We start from the raw sequence: 17,551 nt of genomic DNA, 5'->3' as shown, positions 1-17,551 counted from the left end.
AGCTGCGGCTTTTGCATCGCGTGCATGTCACGCGATCAAGGGCCTCGACAAGACCACACAACGAAAAACGGCCCGACACATTGCTGCGTCGGGCCGTTCTTTTTCCACGGGTTTGATTCAAGTCTTTGAGTCAAACCCTGCGACGGCCATTGAACCGGCCGCCGTATTCATCATGCAAGCGCATCGTGCAAAGTACATCGCGCGCATTCCATCACGCGCGACATCCTCATTACTTCAGCGCGTAGGCCACCACGTAATCGCCACGATCCGGCGAATTGCGTGCGCCACCGGCCGACACCAGCACGAACTGCTTGCCACCAGCGGTGTAGCTGATCGGGGTGCCTTGGCTACCCACCGGCAGACGACCCTTCCAGACTTCCTGGCCGGTACGGCTGTCATAGGCGCGCAGGTAGTAGTCCTGGGTTGCAGCGATGAACACCAGGCCGCCTTGCGTGGCCAGCGTGCCACCGATGGTCGGCATGCCGATCGGCACCGGCAGACCCATCTTGATACCGAACGGGCCGGTGTCCTGCACCGTGCCCACCGGCACTTGCCATGCCACCTGGCGGGTCTTCATGTCCACGGCGGTCAGCGTGCCGAACGGCGGCTTCTGGCACGGGATGTCCAGCGGCGAGGTGAATCGCACCTTGGCATTGATCGCATACGGCGTACCGATCAGGGCCACGGCGCTGGTGATATTCGGCGCTTCGCTGCCATCGTTCTTGCGTGCGCCGCCGGGCTTTTGCTCGATCAGCTGCACTTCCAGGCCGACACGCATGTCGTTGACGAACAGGTAACCCGCCGTCGGATCAACCGACAGACCACCCCAGTTCATGCCACCCAGCGAGCCCGGCAGGTTCAGCGACGGATCGGTACCCGGAGCGGTGAACAGGCCGTCATAACGCATCGACTTGAACTTGATGCGGCAGACCAGTTGGTCGAATGCCGTGGCACCCCACATGTCCGACTCCTTCATGGTGTCGGCACCGATGACGGGCATTTCCACCGAGAAGGGTTGCGTCGGCGAATAACGTTCGCCTTCCATGTTGCCCGGCTTGACCGCGCGTTCTTCGACCTTGGTCAGCGGCTTGCCGGTCTGACGGTCCAGCACGAAGATCTGGCCAGACTTGGTACCGAACACCAGTGCAGGCTTGGTTGCGCCGCCGTCCACCGGGAAGTCGACAAACGTCGGCTGCATCGGAATGTCGAAGTCCCACAGATCGTTGTGCACGGTCTGGTAGACCCACTTCTCGCGGCCGGTGGTGGCATCGACTGCCAGCATCGACGCGCCGTACTTGCGGTCCAGATCGGTGTGCTTCACGCCCCACATGTCGATGGCAGCGCTGCCAACCGGCATAAAGACCGTGTTGGACGCGGCGTCATAAGACATCGGTGCCCAGACGTTGGGGGTCGAACGAACATAGGTCTTGCCGGCTTCCGGTGCGGTATGCACGTCCGGGTTGCCCGGATCGAAGGCCCAGCGCAGTGCGCCGGTCACAGCGTCATAACCACGCACCACACCGCCGGGCATGTCCACGCCCACGTTGTCAGCCACACGGCCGCCCACCACGACGGTCGTACCCGCCAGGGTCGGTGCCGAGGTCAGCGAATACTGGCCAGCTTCCGGACCCTTGCCCAGGCCGGTCTTCAGATCGACGCGACCGTTGGTGCCGAAGTCCGGGCAGAACTGACCCGTGGCGGCGTCCAGCGCGATCAGTTCCGACTGGATGCTGTTCATCAGAATGCGCTGCTGGCACAAGGCACCGGCTGCGACATTGACGGCCGTCACGGGCGACGAGTCGGGCAGCGTGGGCTGTTCCAGCGGGCGAGCAGCGTCGAAGTACGCCAGGCCACGGCAACGCATCCACTTGTTCTGCTTGGCATTGATCTCGGTCTTCCAGATCTCTTTGCCGGTAGCAGCTTCCAGTGCGATCACATTGTTGTGCGGGGTGCAGACATACACGCGATCACCGATCTGCAGCGGGGTGAGCTGGTCTTCGGCACCACCACCGCCCGGGCTGATCGGCGTGTCGCCGGTGCGATAGGTCCAGGCCGGTTGCAGGCCCTTCACGGTATCCACATTGATCTGGTCAAGCGCAACGAAACGCGAGCCACCCGACGTATTGCCATAGTGTTCCCAGTTCGTCGGCGGGGTGCCGGCTGCCACCGGCGTGCGTGCCGGGGCCTTGCCGCTGGCAACCACGGTCGGGTGCGGCTGGAACATGCCCCACAAGGCAGCTGCTGAAGCCAGCGCCAACACACCAGCCACCACTGCCGACGGCTTGCACAGCGACGACAGGCCGCTGGCACGACGCATCAAGGGGAACGATGCGGCAACCAGCACAGCAAAGCCAGCCAAAACCATCAGGCGCGAGAACAGCGCCCAGAAGTCCAGACCGGCATCGGCCAATGCCCAGACAACGGAGGCCAGGAAGACCACGCCGAAAATCAGGCCGCCGGACTGGCGGGCACGGACGATCTGCACGGCGGCGGCGATCAGTCCGATACCTGCCAGCAGGAAGTACCAGCTACCTTTCAGGCTGACCAGCTGGAAACCATAAAAGGCGAAAAACAGCCCCGCCGCGAACAGCACCAACCCAAGCAGGGCCAGCCAGATTCGCGCAGAGATGGACACAGGTGCCCGCTCTTTATTCATAAAAAGACCCACATTTGTAATGACGCCTGACTTCCGGGAAGAAAGCGGCCGGGCGCGGAGTGTACTCGGATCGTGCCGATACCCCTGGGTATACCCCGGTTGCGGAAAGGGCTAAATACGTATTGTTCAAAACAAAGTTGCCCCAACTTCCCAGGAGCAAATACCGGCAAGGTCGCAGGTGAACCGACGAACGGTGCAAACCAGGTCTTGGCTGATACATAAGTTTTTCCGGACCCCGCCTTGAAACGGTCACTACCCGCCCCTATACTTAGCACTCGTCCACGTTGAGTGCTAACAACGCCATGCCACGAGCTGGCAGCACCCTTCGCGGCGCAGTTTCCAAGTCCGCAGGCTTACGTCGGCCGGTCCGACGAATCTGCGAAACCCAACGTCAAACTTAACAGGAGCTTTCATGGCCCTCCGTCCGTTGAACGACCGTGTGATCATCAAGCGCTTGGATAACGAGCGCAAAACCGCTTCGGGCATCGTCATTCCCGAAAGCGCTGCCGAGAAGCCCGATCAAGGTGAAATCCTGGCCGTTGGCCCGGGCAAGCGCGGCGATGACGGCACTGTCGTGCCGGTCGACGTCAAGGTCGGCGACAAGGTGCTGTTCGGCAAGTACGCCGGCCAGGCCGTCAAGGTCGACGGTGAAGAACTGCTCGTCATCCGCGAAGAAGAAATCCTGGCCGTGATCCAGTAAGCCTGTCGGCTCACTGTTCTTCGATCCCCAGCTTTTTTCTCCTCTGACTATCTCAAGGAATACACATGGCTTCCAAACAAGTTCTGTTCGCTGACGACGCACGTTCGCGCGTCGTCCGTGGCGTCAACGTCCTGGCTAACGCAGTCAAGGTCACCCTGGGCCCCAAGGGTCGCAACGTGCTGCTGGAGCGCTCGTTCGGCGCCCCGACCGTGACCAAGGACGGCGTGTCCGTTGCCAAGGAAATCGAACTGAAGGACAAGTTCGAAAACCTGGGCGCACAGCTCGTCAAGGAAGTTGCTTCCAAGACCAGCGACAACGCCGGTGACGGCACCACCACCGCAACCGTGCTGGCACAAGCCATCGTGGTCGAAGGCCTGAAGTACGTCGCTGCCGGCATCAACCCGGCCGACCTGAAGCGCGGTATCGACAAGGCCGTTGGTGCCGCTGTCGAAGAACTGCGCAAGATCAGCCGCCCGAGCACCACCAGCAAGGAAATCGCACAAGTTGCTTCGATTTCCGCCAACTCTGATGCGACCATCGGCCAGATCATCGCCGACGCGATCGACAAGGTGGGCAAGGAAGGCGTCATCACCGTTGAAGACGGCAAGTCGCTGCAAGACGAACTCGACGTCGTCGAAGGCATGCAGTTCGACCGCGGCTACCTGTCGCCCTACTTCATCAACAACCCGGAAAAGCAAGTTTCCGCGTTGGATGATCCGTATGTCCTGATCTTCGACAAGAAGGTTTCGTCGATCCGTGACCTGCTGCCGATCCTGGAACAAGTCGCCAAGGCTGGCCGTCCGCTGCTGATCATCGCTGAAGACGTCGAAGGCGAGGCGCTGGCCACGCTGGTCGTCAACAACATCCGTGGCATCCTGAAGACCACCGCCGTCAAGGCACCGGGCTTCGGCGACCGCCGCAAGGCACTGCTGGAAGACATCGCCATCCTGACCGGCGGTACCGTGATCTCGGAAGAGACCGGCCTGTCGCTGGAAAAGGCTACCCTGGCTGAACTCGGCCAAGCCAAGCGCATCGAAGTGGGCAAGGAAAACACCATCGTCATCGACGGTGCTGGTGATTCCGTGTCGATCGAAGCCCGCGTCAAGCAAATCCGCGTGCAGATCGAAGAAGCCACCTCGGACTACGACCGTGAAAAGCTGCAAGAGCGCGTGGCCAAGCTGGCCGGCGGCGTTGCTGTGATCCGCGTCGGTGCAGCCACCGAAGTCGAACTGAAAGAAAAGAAGGCACGTGTCGAAGACGCCCTGCACGCTACCCGCGCTGCAGTGGAAGAAGGCATTGTTCCTGGCGGCGGCGTTGCGCTGCTGCGTGCACGTCAAGCCATCGCTGACCTGAAGGGCGACAACGCTGACCAAGACGCTGGTATCAAGCTGATCCTGCGTGCGGTTGAAGAACCCCTGCGCATCATCGTCTCGAACGCTGGCGAAGAGCCCAGCGTGGTTGTGAACGCTGTGTTGGCCGGTTCGGGCAACTTCGGCTACAACGCACAAAGCGGCGAGTACGGCGATCTGGTCGAACAAGGCGTGCTGGACCCCACCAAGGTCACCCGCACCGCCCTGCAGAACGCTGCGTCGGTTGCCTCGCTGCTGCTGACGACCGAAGCTGCTGTGGTCGAGCTGTCGGAAGACAAGCCCGCCATGCCGGCTGGTGGCGGCATGGGTGGTATGGGCGGAATGGGCGGCATGGACTTCTAAGAAGTCTCTGCGCTCGACCGGACGCAAGTCCGGTCTGCCTTGCCAGATGAAAGCCCCGCTTCGTGCGGGGCTTTTTTTCGTCTGATGTCACAGTCCGGCCGCGACACCAGAAAATCAGGATCCGAACGTCAAGAAATCGTTAAGACCGCGCACAAGACATGGGCCTCAGCAGTGAGTGCACCTACCCGTCCTACAATGAAAAATGCGTGTCATTTCCGAACTCCACGATGGAGGCAAGCGCCGATGCGCATCCTAGTCATCGAAGACGACCCCGATATCCTGACCAACGTCGCGAACCACCTTGAACGGCGCGGCTACATTGTCGATTGCGCCGAAGACGGCCTGCGCGGTTACGCCATGGCCGCCGACGGCAACTTCGACCTGATCGTGCTCGACCTCGGGCTGCCCAGGCTCGACGGCTACGAGCTGTGCCGTCGCCTGCGTGAAGAGGCGCGCTGCAGCACGCCGGTCATCATGGCAACCGCGCGCGACACCTTGGACCAACGCCTGGAAGGCTTCGACGTAGGTGCCGACGATTACCTGGTCAAGCCGTTTGCGCTGGCCGAACTGACGGCGCGGATCAAGGCCTTGCTGCTGCGTTCCACGGGTACCAAAAGCCAGGTGCTGGAAGTGGGCGACCTGCGTCTGGATGTAGGGACCTTATCCGTCAGTCGCGCCGGACAGACCTTGAAGCTGTCGCCGTCGCCTTTGCGACTGCTGACCATGCTGATGCAGTCCAGCCCGGCCGTGGTGCACCGAGCGCGCCTGGAAGAACTGCTGTGGCAGGATTCGCCGCCCGACAGCGACAGTCTGCGCACCCACATTCACCAGCTTCGCCAAGCGATCGACAAACCTTTCGACCGCCCCATGCTGTTCACCGTGCACGGCATCGGCTATCAGTTGCGGGCCGATGTGGACTGAGCGCCGGGCCAGGTTGCGCACCTGGTTCACCCGTGAACAATCGGCACCAGCCACCACCACGCCCGTCAACACCGAACCGGGTCTGGGCCAGCACTTGATCTGGACCCACGTGCTGCTGACCTTGCTGGTCGGCAGCGTGTTGACATTGGTCTCGGTCTGGAGCGTGAACCAGCTTGAAGCCCACTTGCAGCGCATCGACATGGGCATGGCGGTAGAACGGGTGCGCGGCGAGTTTCTTGCCGGGCAAGACCCGGGGCGGCCCAATCGTTTCTTCCACGGCGCGCCGGACAGCGAGGCATTCCCGGACTGGCTACGCGGGCTGGACGAAGGTTTCCACAAGCTGGAACGAGACGGGCGCGTCTGGCATGTGATGGCAGACGACCTGGATGGCGTGCGTTACCTGCTGCTGCGCGACTACACCGACTACGAGCGCGACCAGAGCGTGTCGCATTGGGTGGCGGTGTTCGGGCTGGCGTGCAGCATGGTGATGGCCTTTGTGCTGGGCTCGCTTGCCACGCGCCGCGTGGTGCGCCCGCTTCTGCGCCTGGCCAATCAGGTAGGCACACGCGGGGCACAGCCGCCGCAGACCCGCCTGGCCGACGATTATCCAAGCAACGAAATCGGGCAACTGGCCGCCGCCTTTGACGACACCTACAACCAGCTGGAACAGGCACTTCAACGTGAACAACTGTTCACCGCCGACGTTGGCCACGAACTGCGCACGCCCTTGATGGTGGTGCTGACCAGTTGTGAACTGTTGCTGGACGACGATGGCCTGCGACCCGAGCAACAAGCGCAGTTGCAGCGCATCGTCGCGTCGGTCAACGACATGCGCCAGCGCATCGACATCTATCTGATGCTGGCGCGCGGTCGTGACAATACCGATCGCTTCCCGCGCACGGGCTTGGCAGATATGGCGCGCAAGGAAGTCGAAGAATGGATCCCGCGTGCATCGCGTCGGGGCATGCTGTTGCGGCTTGTGGAAGACACCGCCATCGTCCCGTCGATCGACCCACCTCAGTTTGCCGCGCCATTGCTGCACGGGGTGCTGTCGAACCTGATCCGCAACGCCCTGCAACATGCCGGGCCAGGCGTGCAGGTCACCGTACGGGTGTCGGCTACGCATCTGTCGGTGGCTGATAACGGCCCTGGCATCGACCCGGCACAACAACCCGCGCTGTTCATGCCCTTTGTTCGCGGAGCCACGGGCGGTCCGCACAACATGGGCATCGGGCTGTCTCTGGTGCAGCGCATCTGCACGCATCAGGGCTGGCGCGTCAGCTTGCATTCGGCACCAGGCGAAGGCACGCGTATTGATGTGGACTTGGTACCAGCCTGCGTCTCCATCTGAGATAGCCGGAGGCTCAGCATGCAGCCGACGTAAACAGTAGCGAGAATGGCTGCGTTTTTCTATTACGCAGGCGACAGTGCTCGCATAGCAATGTGATCAGTGATTTCGGTCTGGCCATTATTGACGCTGGCAACTTTTTGCTCGGTAGCCGAATCGCTTTCTTGATTGCAATGCTGGATTGGGTACCAGTTGTCGTGTCGCTCAACATACGCAAGCACATTGGTGTGGATGCGGTTGTGTGAGAACACAAGCGAATCGTGGCTGATGTCGATTCCTTGGTCATACAGTTGCAGTACCAGATAAGTAGCAAGCGCATGGGAAGCCTCAGACCGGTACTGCTCGTGTCGGGTCGCCTCATCAAAATTTGCGCGACCCCTGACCATCTCCACGTAGTAATCGGAGTTCTGGTAGTACACGAAATATGGTTCGCGGCCCTCCACCTTGAACATGACCTCCAACACGTCACCACCCATCCAATCAGCAGGCTGCTGCTGGAGGGAGTCGGAGGTCATCAGGATTTGTCCTGCCTGCATGATAAGCAGCACATTGATGTTCATCTTATTCAAGGTCGCAGTGAGCTTGGTGCGAGCGGCATCGAACATCGGATTGCGTGTCTTGGCAGTTAATGGAGAGGGCGTGTGTGACCTCGACACGTCCAACACGCGATCGTCGCCAGAACTGCCGCCTGGTTGGGCACCTTCTGCCTGACCGTGAACTTGACGATCTTCTTGTACCTCGCGCTTCTCAGCTTTCTGCTGGGCAGTTTGTATCGCGCGAGCACCCTCATACACGTGCTTCTGAGCATCCCAGTATTGCAGCAGCTTGGTTGATACTGCCAGTTGCTGGTCCATGAAAGATGAACCCTCTACTTCCATCGCACCCGCGAGGTGCATGAGCGAAGTAAATGAGTTCTTGTCCTGAAGGACAGCGTCCACAAAGTCCGCCGGTACACCTTTGCGTAACGTGAAGCTTCGGACGGCATACAGGAAGACATCTTGTTCAGTCTCCTGACCGACCCAGGAAGGCAGGCGATTTTCACCGTTGACGACAGCCCGTTCCGCCCGCTTTTCATTAGCATGGTGCATCCGGCCGCGCGCTCGGAAATAACTGCGCGCGATCAACACCGCGATGTACGCGACGATCGAAAGCCCAGCTGTTGGCAAAGCCAGGATGAGCGCCGCAAAAAACAAGATGACCATGAATGTCGTCCAGCTAATGCCGAAAAGGCGTGTAGTAGTAAAACTCGCGTACAGAGGGACAGCGACGATCCTTGCATAAGCTTGGCGCGTTGGATCGATCGCATTGTTCCCCTGTAATACTGACGCGAATTTACACGCTCGGGCTACACCCTCACAGCTTCGGCGTGTACTTCACCGTGAACATCACGCTGCGTGGCGTGCCGTAGTAGTTGTTGCCACTCACGCTGTTATAGGACGGGATGTAGTAACGCTTGTCCGACAGGTTGTTCACGTTGAGCGCCAGCGCCACTTCGTCATTCAGCTGATACGCCACTCGCGCATTCCAGATTGAAAAGCCCGGCACCTTGAACACCCGGTCATAGCTGAGCGCGTGGCTTTGCGCGTTGACACCGCCGCCCACACTGAACTTGTCCAGTGCACCCGGCAAGCGATAGTCGGCCCACAATTTCACCAGATGACGCGGGGTCCAGGTACTGAACACCCTGCCTTCGTTGACCGGGTCGTCCAGGAACTTGCTGGTGTTGTAGGTGTAGCCCGCGAACAGTTGCAGGCCGCGCAGCACTTCGCCGCTGACTTCAGCCTCCACGCCCTGGCTGCGCACCTTGCCGGCTGCCGTCGAGCAATACGCGTTGTTGCAGATCATGCCCGACGCGTAGTCGGGGACGGCACGGTCGCGGTGCTCGTAGCGGAACAATGCCAGCGAGGTATTGATGCGGCCGTCGGCCAGTTCACCCTTGATGCCGAGTTCAAGATTGGTGCCGGTGATCGGTTTGATGACCGCACCGCTCGCCGTGCGTGCCGATTGCAGTTCGAACACATCCGAGTAGCTGGTGTAGGCCGACCATTGCGGGCTCAATGCGTAGACCAGTCCGGCATACGGCGTGGGACGGGCAGACTTGCGTTGCGCACTTTCGGAAGTGGGCTCGGCATACACCTGGTCGTACCAACTGACACGACCGCCCAGGATCATGGTGAGCGGTTCGGCAAGCTTGGCGCGCCAGGCACCGTAAATGCCTTCCTGGCGCACGTCGTACTGACTGATGACTTGCACGCCGCGCGCAGCAATGCTGGCGTGGTCTTGCCACGGTCGGTCGTGGTTGATGTTGAAGATATTCGCGCCAGTGGTCCACGCGCGGGCATACCGATCGTTGGTGGTGTAGCGCGACACATTGGCACCCAGGGTGACCTCGTGCGACATGGACAGGGCCTCGAAACGACCGCGCAGGTATACGTCCAATCCCCGGTGCTGGCCGTTCAGATCGGTGGAAAAATCACCGTACATGGCCCCCGCGCCGCTGCGCGATATGGTGCCGGCCATGCGCTGATGCACCGAGGTGTTCTGCTCGTTCATGCCGAAGGCCGATGCCTTCACCGTCCAGCGATCGTTGAAGCGATGTTCGGCATCGGCGTAGACCGCCGTCTGGTCATTCAAGGCGCGATTCCAGCTGGCGCCGGTGTAGGTCGAGCGCGGCAGGCCAATGTCGCTGCCATCGGAGAACCGGGGCAGTCCGACAAAGGATGGACGCGAGCGCGTGCGCTTGTTGCTGATGCCGATGCCCACGGTGGTGTCGGCATCGATGTCGTAATCAAGCGCCGCATACAAGGTGCGCGAGCGCTGCCACACGTAGTCGATATGTGAATGCCCACGGTCTTCATCCACCACCACACGACCGCGCAGCGACCCTTCCTTGTTGAGCGGGCCACCTGCGTCGAGCTGTGCGCCATAGGAATCCCATGACCCGGCTTTGCCGGTCAGGGTCACAGTAGGTTCGGCCTGGCCGCGCTTGCGCACGAAGTTGATCGTGCCGCCCGGACTGCCGCCCCCTTGCAGCAAGCCCGCCGCCCCGCGCAGCACTTCCACCCGGTCGTAGAACACCAGCGACTCGCTGCCCCAGTTACCCAGCGAATACGTGTTGCGCGGTACCGGCACGCCGTCGTACTGCATGCTGTCAATCATGAAACCGCGCGCCGTTACCGCAATGCCTGCGCCCACGCCCTGGGTGGCGACCAGACCAGTCGTGTTGTTTACCGCATCGGCCAGGCTGGTGAGGTTCTGATCATCCATGCGCTGGCGGGTCAGCACGCTGACCGACTGTGGAATGTCCTTCAGCGCCTGTTCACCCTTGCCCACCGTGACTGCGCGCGAGGTGTAGGCGCGGGTCCCGTCGGTGGTCGCGCCCTGCTCGGCACGCGCGGTCACGGTGACCGGTGCAAGCGTGGTACCCGCACCGCGCATGGCGTTGCTGCTGTCGTCCGCCGCGTTGCCCGTGGTGCCGGCTACAGGCCGCAGCGCATACGCGCCACCGGCCCCACCTGCGGCTTCCAGACCCGAGCCGGCCAGCAGGCGGGCAAAGCCTTCACCAACGGAATAAGTGCCCTGAAGTCCTGGTGTGGTCTTCCCCTGGACCAAGGCGGGCGGCATGGTGATGCTGACCCCAGCGGAGGCCGCGAAGTTGGCCAGGGCTGCATCCAGCGGCCCGGCAGCAATCGCATGGTGTTGGGTGACCAGCACCGGGGCGCGCGCCGCATTGCCAGCGGATGCCGATTGCGCCTGTGCGGTGCCGACCGTGCAGATCATGGCCAGCAGCGCACTGTGCACAGCAAGCTCCAGCACGGACCGGGACGGCCTGTGCGAAAGGGAAAGAGGTAATAAGGCAGTGCGGCGTGGGGACATGAAAAGCGTTCTCGCAGAGGTGTGAAGTTGCGGTTCCTGAATGCTTCACACGCGAGAACGGAAAAAGGGACAAAAAAATTTCAGCCCTCGGGCGCGCCCACGGTCACCCAATACCGCGTGCGGTAGTGCACTGACACAGGCAGTGCCTGCGGCAAGCTATCGAGCACCGGCCCGGTGTCGCGCAGCTGGAAAACGCCGGATATCTTCAGGTCTGCCACGGCAGGATCGCAGCGCAACACGCCAGGGCGATAACGGCCAAGCTCAGTCAGGAAATCAGCCAGCCGCATGTCGGTGGCGCGCAAGATGCCGCGCGCCCAATCATCCACCTGCGGACTGAGCACACCGGGAGCTTCCACCGCGATGTCGGTAAAGGCAGTCTGCTGACCGGCACGCAGGACCAGCACACGATCCGCATTGGCCGCAGGCCGAATTTCCACCGCACCGTCGAGTACCGCGACTTCGCTGTATGCGTGTGCTGCGCTGCCGTTCAAGCCAGGCAGCTTTGCAGACACGTCGTCATCCAGTCTGCGCACCACAAAACGTGTCCCCAGGGCACGCAGCATGCCGGCCGGCGTCTCGACCATGAAGGGACGATAGGCGGGGTGGTTGGCGGCCACGCTATCCGGTGCAGTGTCGATCAGGATCTCGCCTGCGCGCAGGCGCAGCAATCGCCGTGTGCCGTCGTAGGCCACATCGACCGCACTGGCGGTATTCAGCGTCAGACGCGTGCCGTCGGGCAATCGCAGTTCGCGGCGTTCGCCGGTCTGCGTGCGATGGTCGGCCAGCCACGGATGCCCCGAGGCCAAACGCCACCCCTGCCACCCCACTGGCGCCGCCACCAGCAGCACCGCCAGCGTTTTGATGACCGCACGCCGATCCGTGCGGGCCTGCCGCCCCAGCGCCGGCATGGCCAGATCGCCGGGCAACATCTGGAAAGTCTGGTTGATGCGCTCGGCCCGCTGCCATGCAATTTCATGCACCGGATCGGCTGCGCGCCACTGCGCGCAGCGATGCCGTTCGGTGGCCGTGGCGTCGCCGGAATTCAGCAAGAAGAACCACTGCGCCGCCTGCAAGGCGACCCGTTCGTTCAAACCTTGAATGTTGGAATGAGCCGCGCTCATTCGCACAGCAGAATGCAGCGCGCCATCGCCTCGGTCATGTAGCGCTTGACGGTGCGTTCGCTTATGCCAAGCTGCGTGGCGATCTCGGCGTAACCCAGCCCTTCCAGCTGCGACAGCAGAAAGGCCGTGCGCACCGGCCGCGACAGGCCGTCGAGCATGGCGTCGATCTGCTGCAAGGTTTCCAGAATGATGGCCTGCTGCTCCGGCGACGGGGCCACCGGCTCGGGCACGGCGGCCAGTGCGTCCAGATAGGCCTGCTCCAGCGAGCGCCGCCGATACAGGTTGGCCATCAAGCGCTTGGCGACCACCGTCAGGTAAGCACGCGGCTCCTGAAGTTGCCAGTCGTCCACCTTTTCCGGGGTGTCTGCGGGCGCACCGAGAATGCGCACAAATGTGTCCTGCGCCAGATCGGCTGCGTCGAACGCATTGCCGAGCTTCTTGCGCAACCAGCCCTGCAGCCAGCTGTGATGCTCGCAATACAGGGCGCTGACGTGGGGATGCAAGGAATAATCGGCGACGGACATGACAGCTGGGTGTGGCGTCTTCACGCCGAACGAATAAGAACAATTCTCATTCTAGAGGCATGATTGGTCCTGGACCAACAGGCAATCTGTGCGAGTGTGGTAAGCAGCCGACCCTTCCATGCGGTAGAAGCGCTGTATTTCTGCGAATGTTACAACTCTGCCCGTGCAGCTAGATGCTGCGGCGCGATGCCCGTGAGAGCATCGCCGGACACACGTCGCCACGATGGCCACGTGTCCAAGTCAATCCATGGATCGAATAATGAAAAGAGCGGGTGCGGTTGTCGTTGCCGTTGCAGCGGTCGCGGGGGCAGGTTGGGCAGGGGCCTCTTGGTACACCGGAAAGCGGGTTGAAGAAACCGTGCGCCAAGGGGTGGCTGACGCCAACAAGGCGAACGATTGGGGTGCGAAGATCGAAATCGTGTCCTACGAGCGCGGCATCCTGAACTCGACCGCGCGTTATCGGATCAGCGGACTGGCCGGCACCACCGGCGACGAGCTGCTGCTTGCGATCGACAGCAAGGTGCATCACGGTCCGCTGCCGCTCGACCGCCTGGTCAAGTTCCAGCTGAAGCCGGTCTCGGCCACGACTGAGTCCACCCTTGCCCGCGATGAAGGGCTGGGCAGCCGCCTGTCCACGGTAGATGCCGGTGCCAGCTTCCGCGAACGCTCTGTGATCGATACGCAAGGCAACGTCGACTTCCGTATCGACACGCCCGCCATGCGCTTCGCGCAAGACGGCGGCACGCTGGAAGTGGCCGGCGGGGCGTTCACCGGCCTGAGCGAAAAAGAAATGACGCACATCCGCGTGAACGGCACGCTGGAATCGGTGCGCATCGTGGCCCCCGTCGCGCAGCAAGGCACCGTCGACATTCGCAACATCACCATCTCCTCGGACAACCGTGTCGGCCGCTTCGGCCTGCAAATCGGTGACGGTTCGCTGCGTGTGGGCAGCTTCACGATTGCGGCGGCTACCCCTGCGGGTCCGTTCGCGTTGGCGGGCAGCGACTTCGTGGTCGCCTCGCACATCGAGGAAGACGAGAAGTTCATGAGCGGCCACGTGTCGTACAACTTCGGCAAGCTGGCGCTCAACAATACCGACATCGGTGCGATCGACGCCCGCTTTGCGGTCCGCAAGCTTGACGGTGCCACCACGGCAAAGCTGAGCGAAAGCTATCGGGAATTCGCCCGCAAGCCGCGCCAGCCGGGCGAAACCGACGAAGCAGCCGCACGTGCCGCCATCGCCAACCTGCAAGCGCCGCTGAAAGACCTGCTGACCCACTCGCCCGCGTTTGCGCTGGACGCCCTGACCTGGACCACGCCGGTGGGCCAGAGCAGCCTGAAAGTCGACGTGACGCTCAAGCCGCGCGACACGCCGGTGGAACGCGCCGAGGTCAACGTACCCGGTGTTGCCGTCGACCGCGCCACGCTCGACTTGTCAGTGTCGCAACCGGCAGTCATCGACCTGATCGCACGTTTGACCAAAGCAGGCCCTGGCGGCCAGAAGATCACCCAGGAACAGGCACGCGAACAGGCCACCATGGTGGTTGCGATGCTGCTGGGTGGCGTGTCGCAGTCGGGCTTCCTGACCGCGCAGGGCGACAAGGTTGAAAGCCACATCAAGTACGACGGCAAGACACTCAACGTGAATGGTCAGGACGTGCCGCCGGAAATGCTGCGCGAAATCCTGCCGATGTTCGAATAAGCAGGCTTGGCAGTCACCGGGTGGTCACGTGCAATGCGTGACCACCAAGCCTGATGCGCACACACTGCTGCGTGCGCATCAGGTCAGCACTCAAGCCTGCGCAGTTTCCTTGGCTTCGATCAGCTGATCGCGCACACGCTGAAACGTGTCGATCATGTCCTGGCCGAATTCCCGCTGCGCGGCCGTGCTCTGGTACTTCAGGTTTTCTCGGGTGCTGTCGATGACCTGCTGCAAAATGCCAAGGTAGTCGAAGCCCGGCTTGTCATACGCAACCCGCCCATCAACGGCCGCACCCGGCACATCCAGGCCGCCGCCCGCCGCCATCCACATTTTCATCTCCATGTTCAGGCGCATGCCGGGCTTGGCATCAGCCATGGCCTGCTCCCATGAATCCTTGAATGATTGCGGCGCATGCGCCGGCGGGAAGATCAGCAGCTGCGCAGCCCCGACGCTCGTCAAGCCATTGCCATCCAGATCGCGTGCCATGGTCTGGGGCAACAGCAGATTCAGCGCGCCCTCTTCGCTCAAGGCGCTGACATTGATCGGATCGGCCAGGCTGTGCATGGTCTGCAAGGCGTGCAATTCCTGCGAATTCAAGCCTTGCAGAAATTCCTTGGGTTTACTGAAACCACCCTGCGCATCCGCCTTCTTCAGCACATCGCGGTAGGCATCCACTGTGCCCTCGACACGCGCCAGAAAGTCGGCACCGATTCCCTGTGTATTTCGTCGTTTTTCCATCCAGGCATCAACGCCCGCTTCGATGGTCTGCAGATTAAAACCACCGGAAGATGCCTTTGGCGTAACGTCGGGTTTGGTCACGGAAGGCGTCGAGGACGCAGTTGACTGCGCGGCTGCCATTGACGTGGCGAACGCATCTTTGCCGTCTGTCTGGCTGTCCTGCTTGTTGTCTTGCTTGTTGCCTTGTGTACGAATAGCACTTTCATTCCCGCGGGTTGCACCGATGTTCAGCAAATCCATGACACCTTCCCTTTTGATGTAAGCGAGGAAGATGATAGGGATTAGAGGGATTCGAGTAAGCCGGGAAAAAGGGGATTAATGTCTGATATTTCTTCTGCCGCGCATTTATTACTAATTTTTTATTATGGCGAAGCGGATCTATGAAATCTCAGATCATGATTGCGCAATTGGCCGCGAATAATTTCAAACTGAAGACATCAATATTCAGCAGTCCTGCTTCAGCAGCCAACGCACCGAAGCAGCGCAGCGACATCTGCTGAATGGGAAAATTCCGGTCTGGTCCGGCTGGCATCCAATCGAGTGGCCAATCGGTTGGCCAAGCAGGCGGCCAACAAAGCAACGCCCCTCATCACGCTAAAATCGCAGACGTTGTCCTCAGAGTCTGCGACTGTGCCTGAACTGATCCTCACCGACCTTCATGACGAATTGCCACCCAGGCCGATCACGCGGGCGTTTGCCTGTTCATGGCCTTGGAAGCATCAATGCGCACACCGTTCGCATGACATGGATCGTGCAGTTATCTCTTTACGGACAACACAATGAAAAGAATGGCGGGGATCGGCGCGGCGGTGGTGACCCTGGCGGGGCTGGGATGGGTGGGCGGCACCTGGCATACCGGCAAGCAGATCGAAGACACCGTGCGCAAGGCTGTGGCCGACGCGATGGCGGCCAATACCTGGGGCATCAAGTTCGAGTGGCTGTCTTATGAACGCGGCGTGTTTTCGTCGACCTCGCGTTATCGCATGACCATCCCTCGCCCTGATGGGGATGCGATGGTCGTGGTGGTGGACAACCGGCTGAATCATGGGCCGCTGCCCCTGGACCGTCTGGCTCGCGCGGAACTCAAGCCGGTGTCTGTCACTGGCGAATCGGTATTGGTGCGCAGCGAAGGACTTGGCAGCCAGCTTCAGATCGCTGACCCCAACGCCAGCATCCGCGCGCATTCCGTGGTCGATTTCAGCGACAACGTGCTGTTTGAATTGACCTCGCCCGCCATGCGTTACGCACAAGACGGCAGTTCGATGGAATTCGGTGCAGGGAAGATAGAGGGCAGTTCGCGCAAGGCAACCAACCAGGTGATTCTGAATGGCACGCTGGCATCCGTCCGTGCCAATCCGTCGTTGCCTGGCCCGATGTCAATCGACTTGCGCGCCTTGACACTGGCGGTGAATAGTCGAATGGGAGGCCTTGGCATGCAGATTGGCGACAGCGCGTTTCGGGTCGGTGGTTTCAGCGTGACCGGCGTGGCACCAGACCAGTCGCCGCTATCGTTAAGCGGCGATGAATTCGGCGTGGCGTGGCATTTGGCAGAGGAAGAAAAATTCTTTAATGCCGAGTTGTCCTACAGTCTGGGCAAGCTGACCGTCAACCGAACCGACATCGGCGATATCGATCTGCGTATGGCGGCGCGCAGGCTGGATGGCGCGGCCACCGCCAAGCTTGCTGCGGCCTATCGTGACCAGATTGCCAGCAAGCCGCTCACCTCAGACCCGGCGTCCATTCGTGCGCTGATGAACACGCTGAAAGTCCCCTTCCACGAGGTGCTGGCCGGCAAGCCAGGCTTGGCCTTGGATTCGCTGATCTGGACAACGCCGCTTGGTCAAAGCAGTTTGAAAATCGACACAACACTGGTCTCTCGGACGGGCTCGGCGGGTGAAGATTCACCCGCCGCTGGGGTGGCTATCGAGCGCGCCACGATGGATCTGTCGGTGTCGCAACCGGCGCTTGTCGATACGATTGCCCGCTTCACCAAGACCGGGCCGGGTGGTCGCCCGATCACGCTGGCGCAGGCCCACGATCAGGCCAAGGCGCACTTGGACTCAGCAACTCGGCGTCTGATGCAGGACAAGATGGTGGTGCTCAAGGGCGAGCACCTGAGCAGTCAGCTTGTCTACGACGGCACGTCGGTTCAGGTCAATGGTGAAGAACCGCCACCGCAGTTGCTGCGGGGGTTGTTGCCGATGCTGCAATAGGCCAAGCCACCCGCATTTAGCCTGATCCCCTTGGCCTGAT

At 61.3% G+C, this 17,551-nt stretch carries 12 protein-coding genes; 6 read left to right on the top strand and 6 right to left on the bottom strand.

From position 1 onward, the window contains the following. Nucleotides 1-229: 229 nt before the first annotated feature. The gene (locus FXN63_RS04375; protein ID WP_148813190.1) at nucleotides 230-2,656 is read right to left on the bottom strand and encodes a membrane-bound PQQ-dependent dehydrogenase, glucose/quinate/shikimate family; all 2,427 of its coding nucleotides are present in this window, start codon (nucleotides 2,654-2,656) and stop codon (nucleotides 230-232) included. A gap of 412 nt (nucleotides 2,657-3,068) precedes the next feature. Between FXN63_RS04375 and FXN63_RS04370 the strand changes: the two genes are divergently transcribed. From FXN63_RS04370 to FXN63_RS04355, 4 genes are all read left to right on the top strand, one after another. Continuing rightward, on the top strand, nucleotides 3,069-3,356 hold the full coding sequence (locus FXN63_RS04370; RefSeq protein WP_148813188.1) for a co-chaperone GroES: 288 nt from the start codon (nucleotides 3,069-3,071) through the stop codon (nucleotides 3,354-3,356). Nucleotides 3,357-3,421: 65 nt separating this feature from the next. After that, nucleotides 3,422-5,068, top strand: coding sequence for a chaperonin GroEL (groL, locus tag FXN63_RS04365; RefSeq protein ID WP_148813186.1), 1,647 nt, complete (start codon nucleotides 3,422-3,424; stop codon nucleotides 5,066-5,068). Between the two features lie 243 nt (nucleotides 5,069-5,311). Further along, a complete protein-coding gene (locus FXN63_RS04360) occupies nucleotides 5,312-5,989 on the top strand; it encodes a response regulator transcription factor (RefSeq protein WP_148813184.1) in 678 nt (225 codons plus the stop codon). Beyond that, nucleotides 5,979-7,340, top strand: coding sequence for a sensor histidine kinase (locus FXN63_RS04355; RefSeq protein WP_148813182.1), 1,362 nt, complete (start codon nucleotides 5,979-5,981; stop codon nucleotides 7,338-7,340). The genes FXN63_RS04360 and FXN63_RS04355 overlap by 11 nt, the downstream gene beginning before the upstream one ends. 62 nt (nucleotides 7,341-7,402) lie before the next feature. Here the strand turns inward: FXN63_RS04355 and FXN63_RS04350 are convergent, their stop codons facing one another. The 4 genes from FXN63_RS04350 to FXN63_RS04335 all read right to left on the bottom strand — a co-directional run bounded on the left by FXN63_RS04350 (nucleotide 7,403) and on the right by FXN63_RS04335 (nucleotide 12,858). Next, nucleotides 7,403-8,539, bottom strand: coding sequence for a hypothetical protein (locus FXN63_RS04350; protein WP_148813181.1), 1,137 nt, complete (start codon nucleotides 8,537-8,539; stop codon nucleotides 7,403-7,405). A gap of 151 nt (nucleotides 8,540-8,690) precedes the next feature. Then, nucleotides 8,691-11,138 (bottom strand): TonB-dependent siderophore receptor, encoded by a 2,448-nt coding sequence (locus tag FXN63_RS04345; RefSeq protein WP_246165029.1) that lies wholly within the window; start codon nucleotides 11,136-11,138, stop codon nucleotides 8,691-8,693. Between the two features lie 155 nt (nucleotides 11,139-11,293). Continuing rightward, the gene (locus FXN63_RS04340) at nucleotides 11,294-12,334 is read right to left on the bottom strand and encodes a FecR domain-containing protein (RefSeq protein WP_148813176.1); all 1,041 of its coding nucleotides are present in this window, start codon (nucleotides 12,332-12,334) and stop codon (nucleotides 11,294-11,296) included. Beyond that, the gene (locus tag FXN63_RS04335) at nucleotides 12,331-12,858 is read right to left on the bottom strand and encodes a sigma-70 family RNA polymerase sigma factor (RefSeq protein ID WP_148813174.1); all 528 of its coding nucleotides are present in this window, start codon (nucleotides 12,856-12,858) and stop codon (nucleotides 12,331-12,333) included. The genes FXN63_RS04340 and FXN63_RS04335 overlap by 4 nt, the downstream gene beginning before the upstream one ends. Nucleotides 12,859-13,117: 259 nt before the next feature. Here FXN63_RS04335 and FXN63_RS04330 point away from each other — a divergent pair, with 259 nt between their 5' ends. Further along, nucleotides 13,118-14,560: a YdgA family protein gene (locus FXN63_RS04330; protein WP_187395096.1), complete on the top strand. Its 1,443-nt coding sequence runs from the start codon at nucleotides 13,118-13,120 to the stop codon at nucleotides 14,558-14,560. A gap of 90 nt (nucleotides 14,561-14,650) precedes the next feature. Here FXN63_RS04330 and FXN63_RS04325 read toward each other — a convergent pair whose 3' ends face one another. After that, complete coding sequence (locus FXN63_RS04325; protein ID WP_148813170.1) at nucleotides 14,651-15,538, bottom strand: hypothetical protein; 888 nt, start codon at nucleotides 15,536-15,538, stop codon at nucleotides 14,651-14,653. 539 nt (nucleotides 15,539-16,077) lie between these two features. On the opposite strand from FXN63_RS04325, the gene FXN63_RS04320 reads away from it, so the two are divergent. Continuing rightward, the gene (locus tag FXN63_RS04320; protein ID WP_148813168.1) at nucleotides 16,078-17,511 is read left to right on the top strand and encodes a YdgA family protein; all 1,434 of its coding nucleotides are present in this window, start codon (nucleotides 16,078-16,080) and stop codon (nucleotides 17,509-17,511) included. Nucleotides 17,512-17,551: the final 40 nt, after the last annotated feature.

This window comes from Pigmentiphaga aceris (genome assembly GCF_008119665.1).
GTDB lineage: Bacteria > Pseudomonadota > Gammaproteobacteria > Burkholderiales > Burkholderiaceae_B > Pigmentiphaga > Pigmentiphaga aceris.
This window is presented reverse-complemented; position numbering and strand designations above follow the sequence as displayed.

Coding starts and splice junctions, on each gene's coding strand:
- FXN63_RS04375 (WP_148813190.1), bottom strand. CDS start 2,656: ATGAATAAAGAGCGGGCACCTGTGTCCATCTCTGCGCGAATCTGGCTG.
- FXN63_RS04370 (WP_148813188.1), top strand. CDS start 3,069: ATGGCCCTCCGTCCGTTGAACGACCGTGTGATCATCAAGCGCTTGGAT.
- groL (WP_148813186.1), top strand. CDS start 3,422: ATGGCTTCCAAACAAGTTCTGTTCGCTGACGACGCACGTTCGCGCGTC.
- FXN63_RS04360 (WP_148813184.1), top strand. CDS start 5,312: ATGCGCATCCTAGTCATCGAAGACGACCCCGATATCCTGACCAACGTC.
- FXN63_RS04355 (WP_148813182.1), top strand. CDS start 5,979: ATGTGGACTGAGCGCCGGGCCAGGTTGCGCACCTGGTTCACCCGTGAA.
- FXN63_RS04350 (WP_148813181.1), bottom strand. CDS start 8,539: ATGGTCATCTTGTTTTTTGCGGCGCTCATCCTGGCTTTGCCAACAGCT.
- FXN63_RS04340 (WP_148813176.1), bottom strand. CDS start 12,334: ATGAGCGCGGCTCATTCCAACATTCAAGGTTTGAACGAACGGGTCGCC.
- FXN63_RS04335 (WP_148813174.1), bottom strand. CDS start 12,858: ATGTCCGTCGCCGATTATTCCTTGCATCCCCACGTCAGCGCCCTGTAT.
- FXN63_RS04330 (WP_187395096.1), top strand. CDS start 13,118: ATGAAAAGAGCGGGTGCGGTTGTCGTTGCCGTTGCAGCGGTCGCGGGG.
- FXN63_RS04325 (WP_148813170.1), bottom strand. CDS start 15,538: ATGGATTTGCTGAACATCGGTGCAACCCGCGGGAATGAAAGTGCTATT.
- FXN63_RS04320 (WP_148813168.1), top strand. CDS start 16,078: ATGAAAAGAATGGCGGGGATCGGCGCGGCGGTGGTGACCCTGGCGGGG.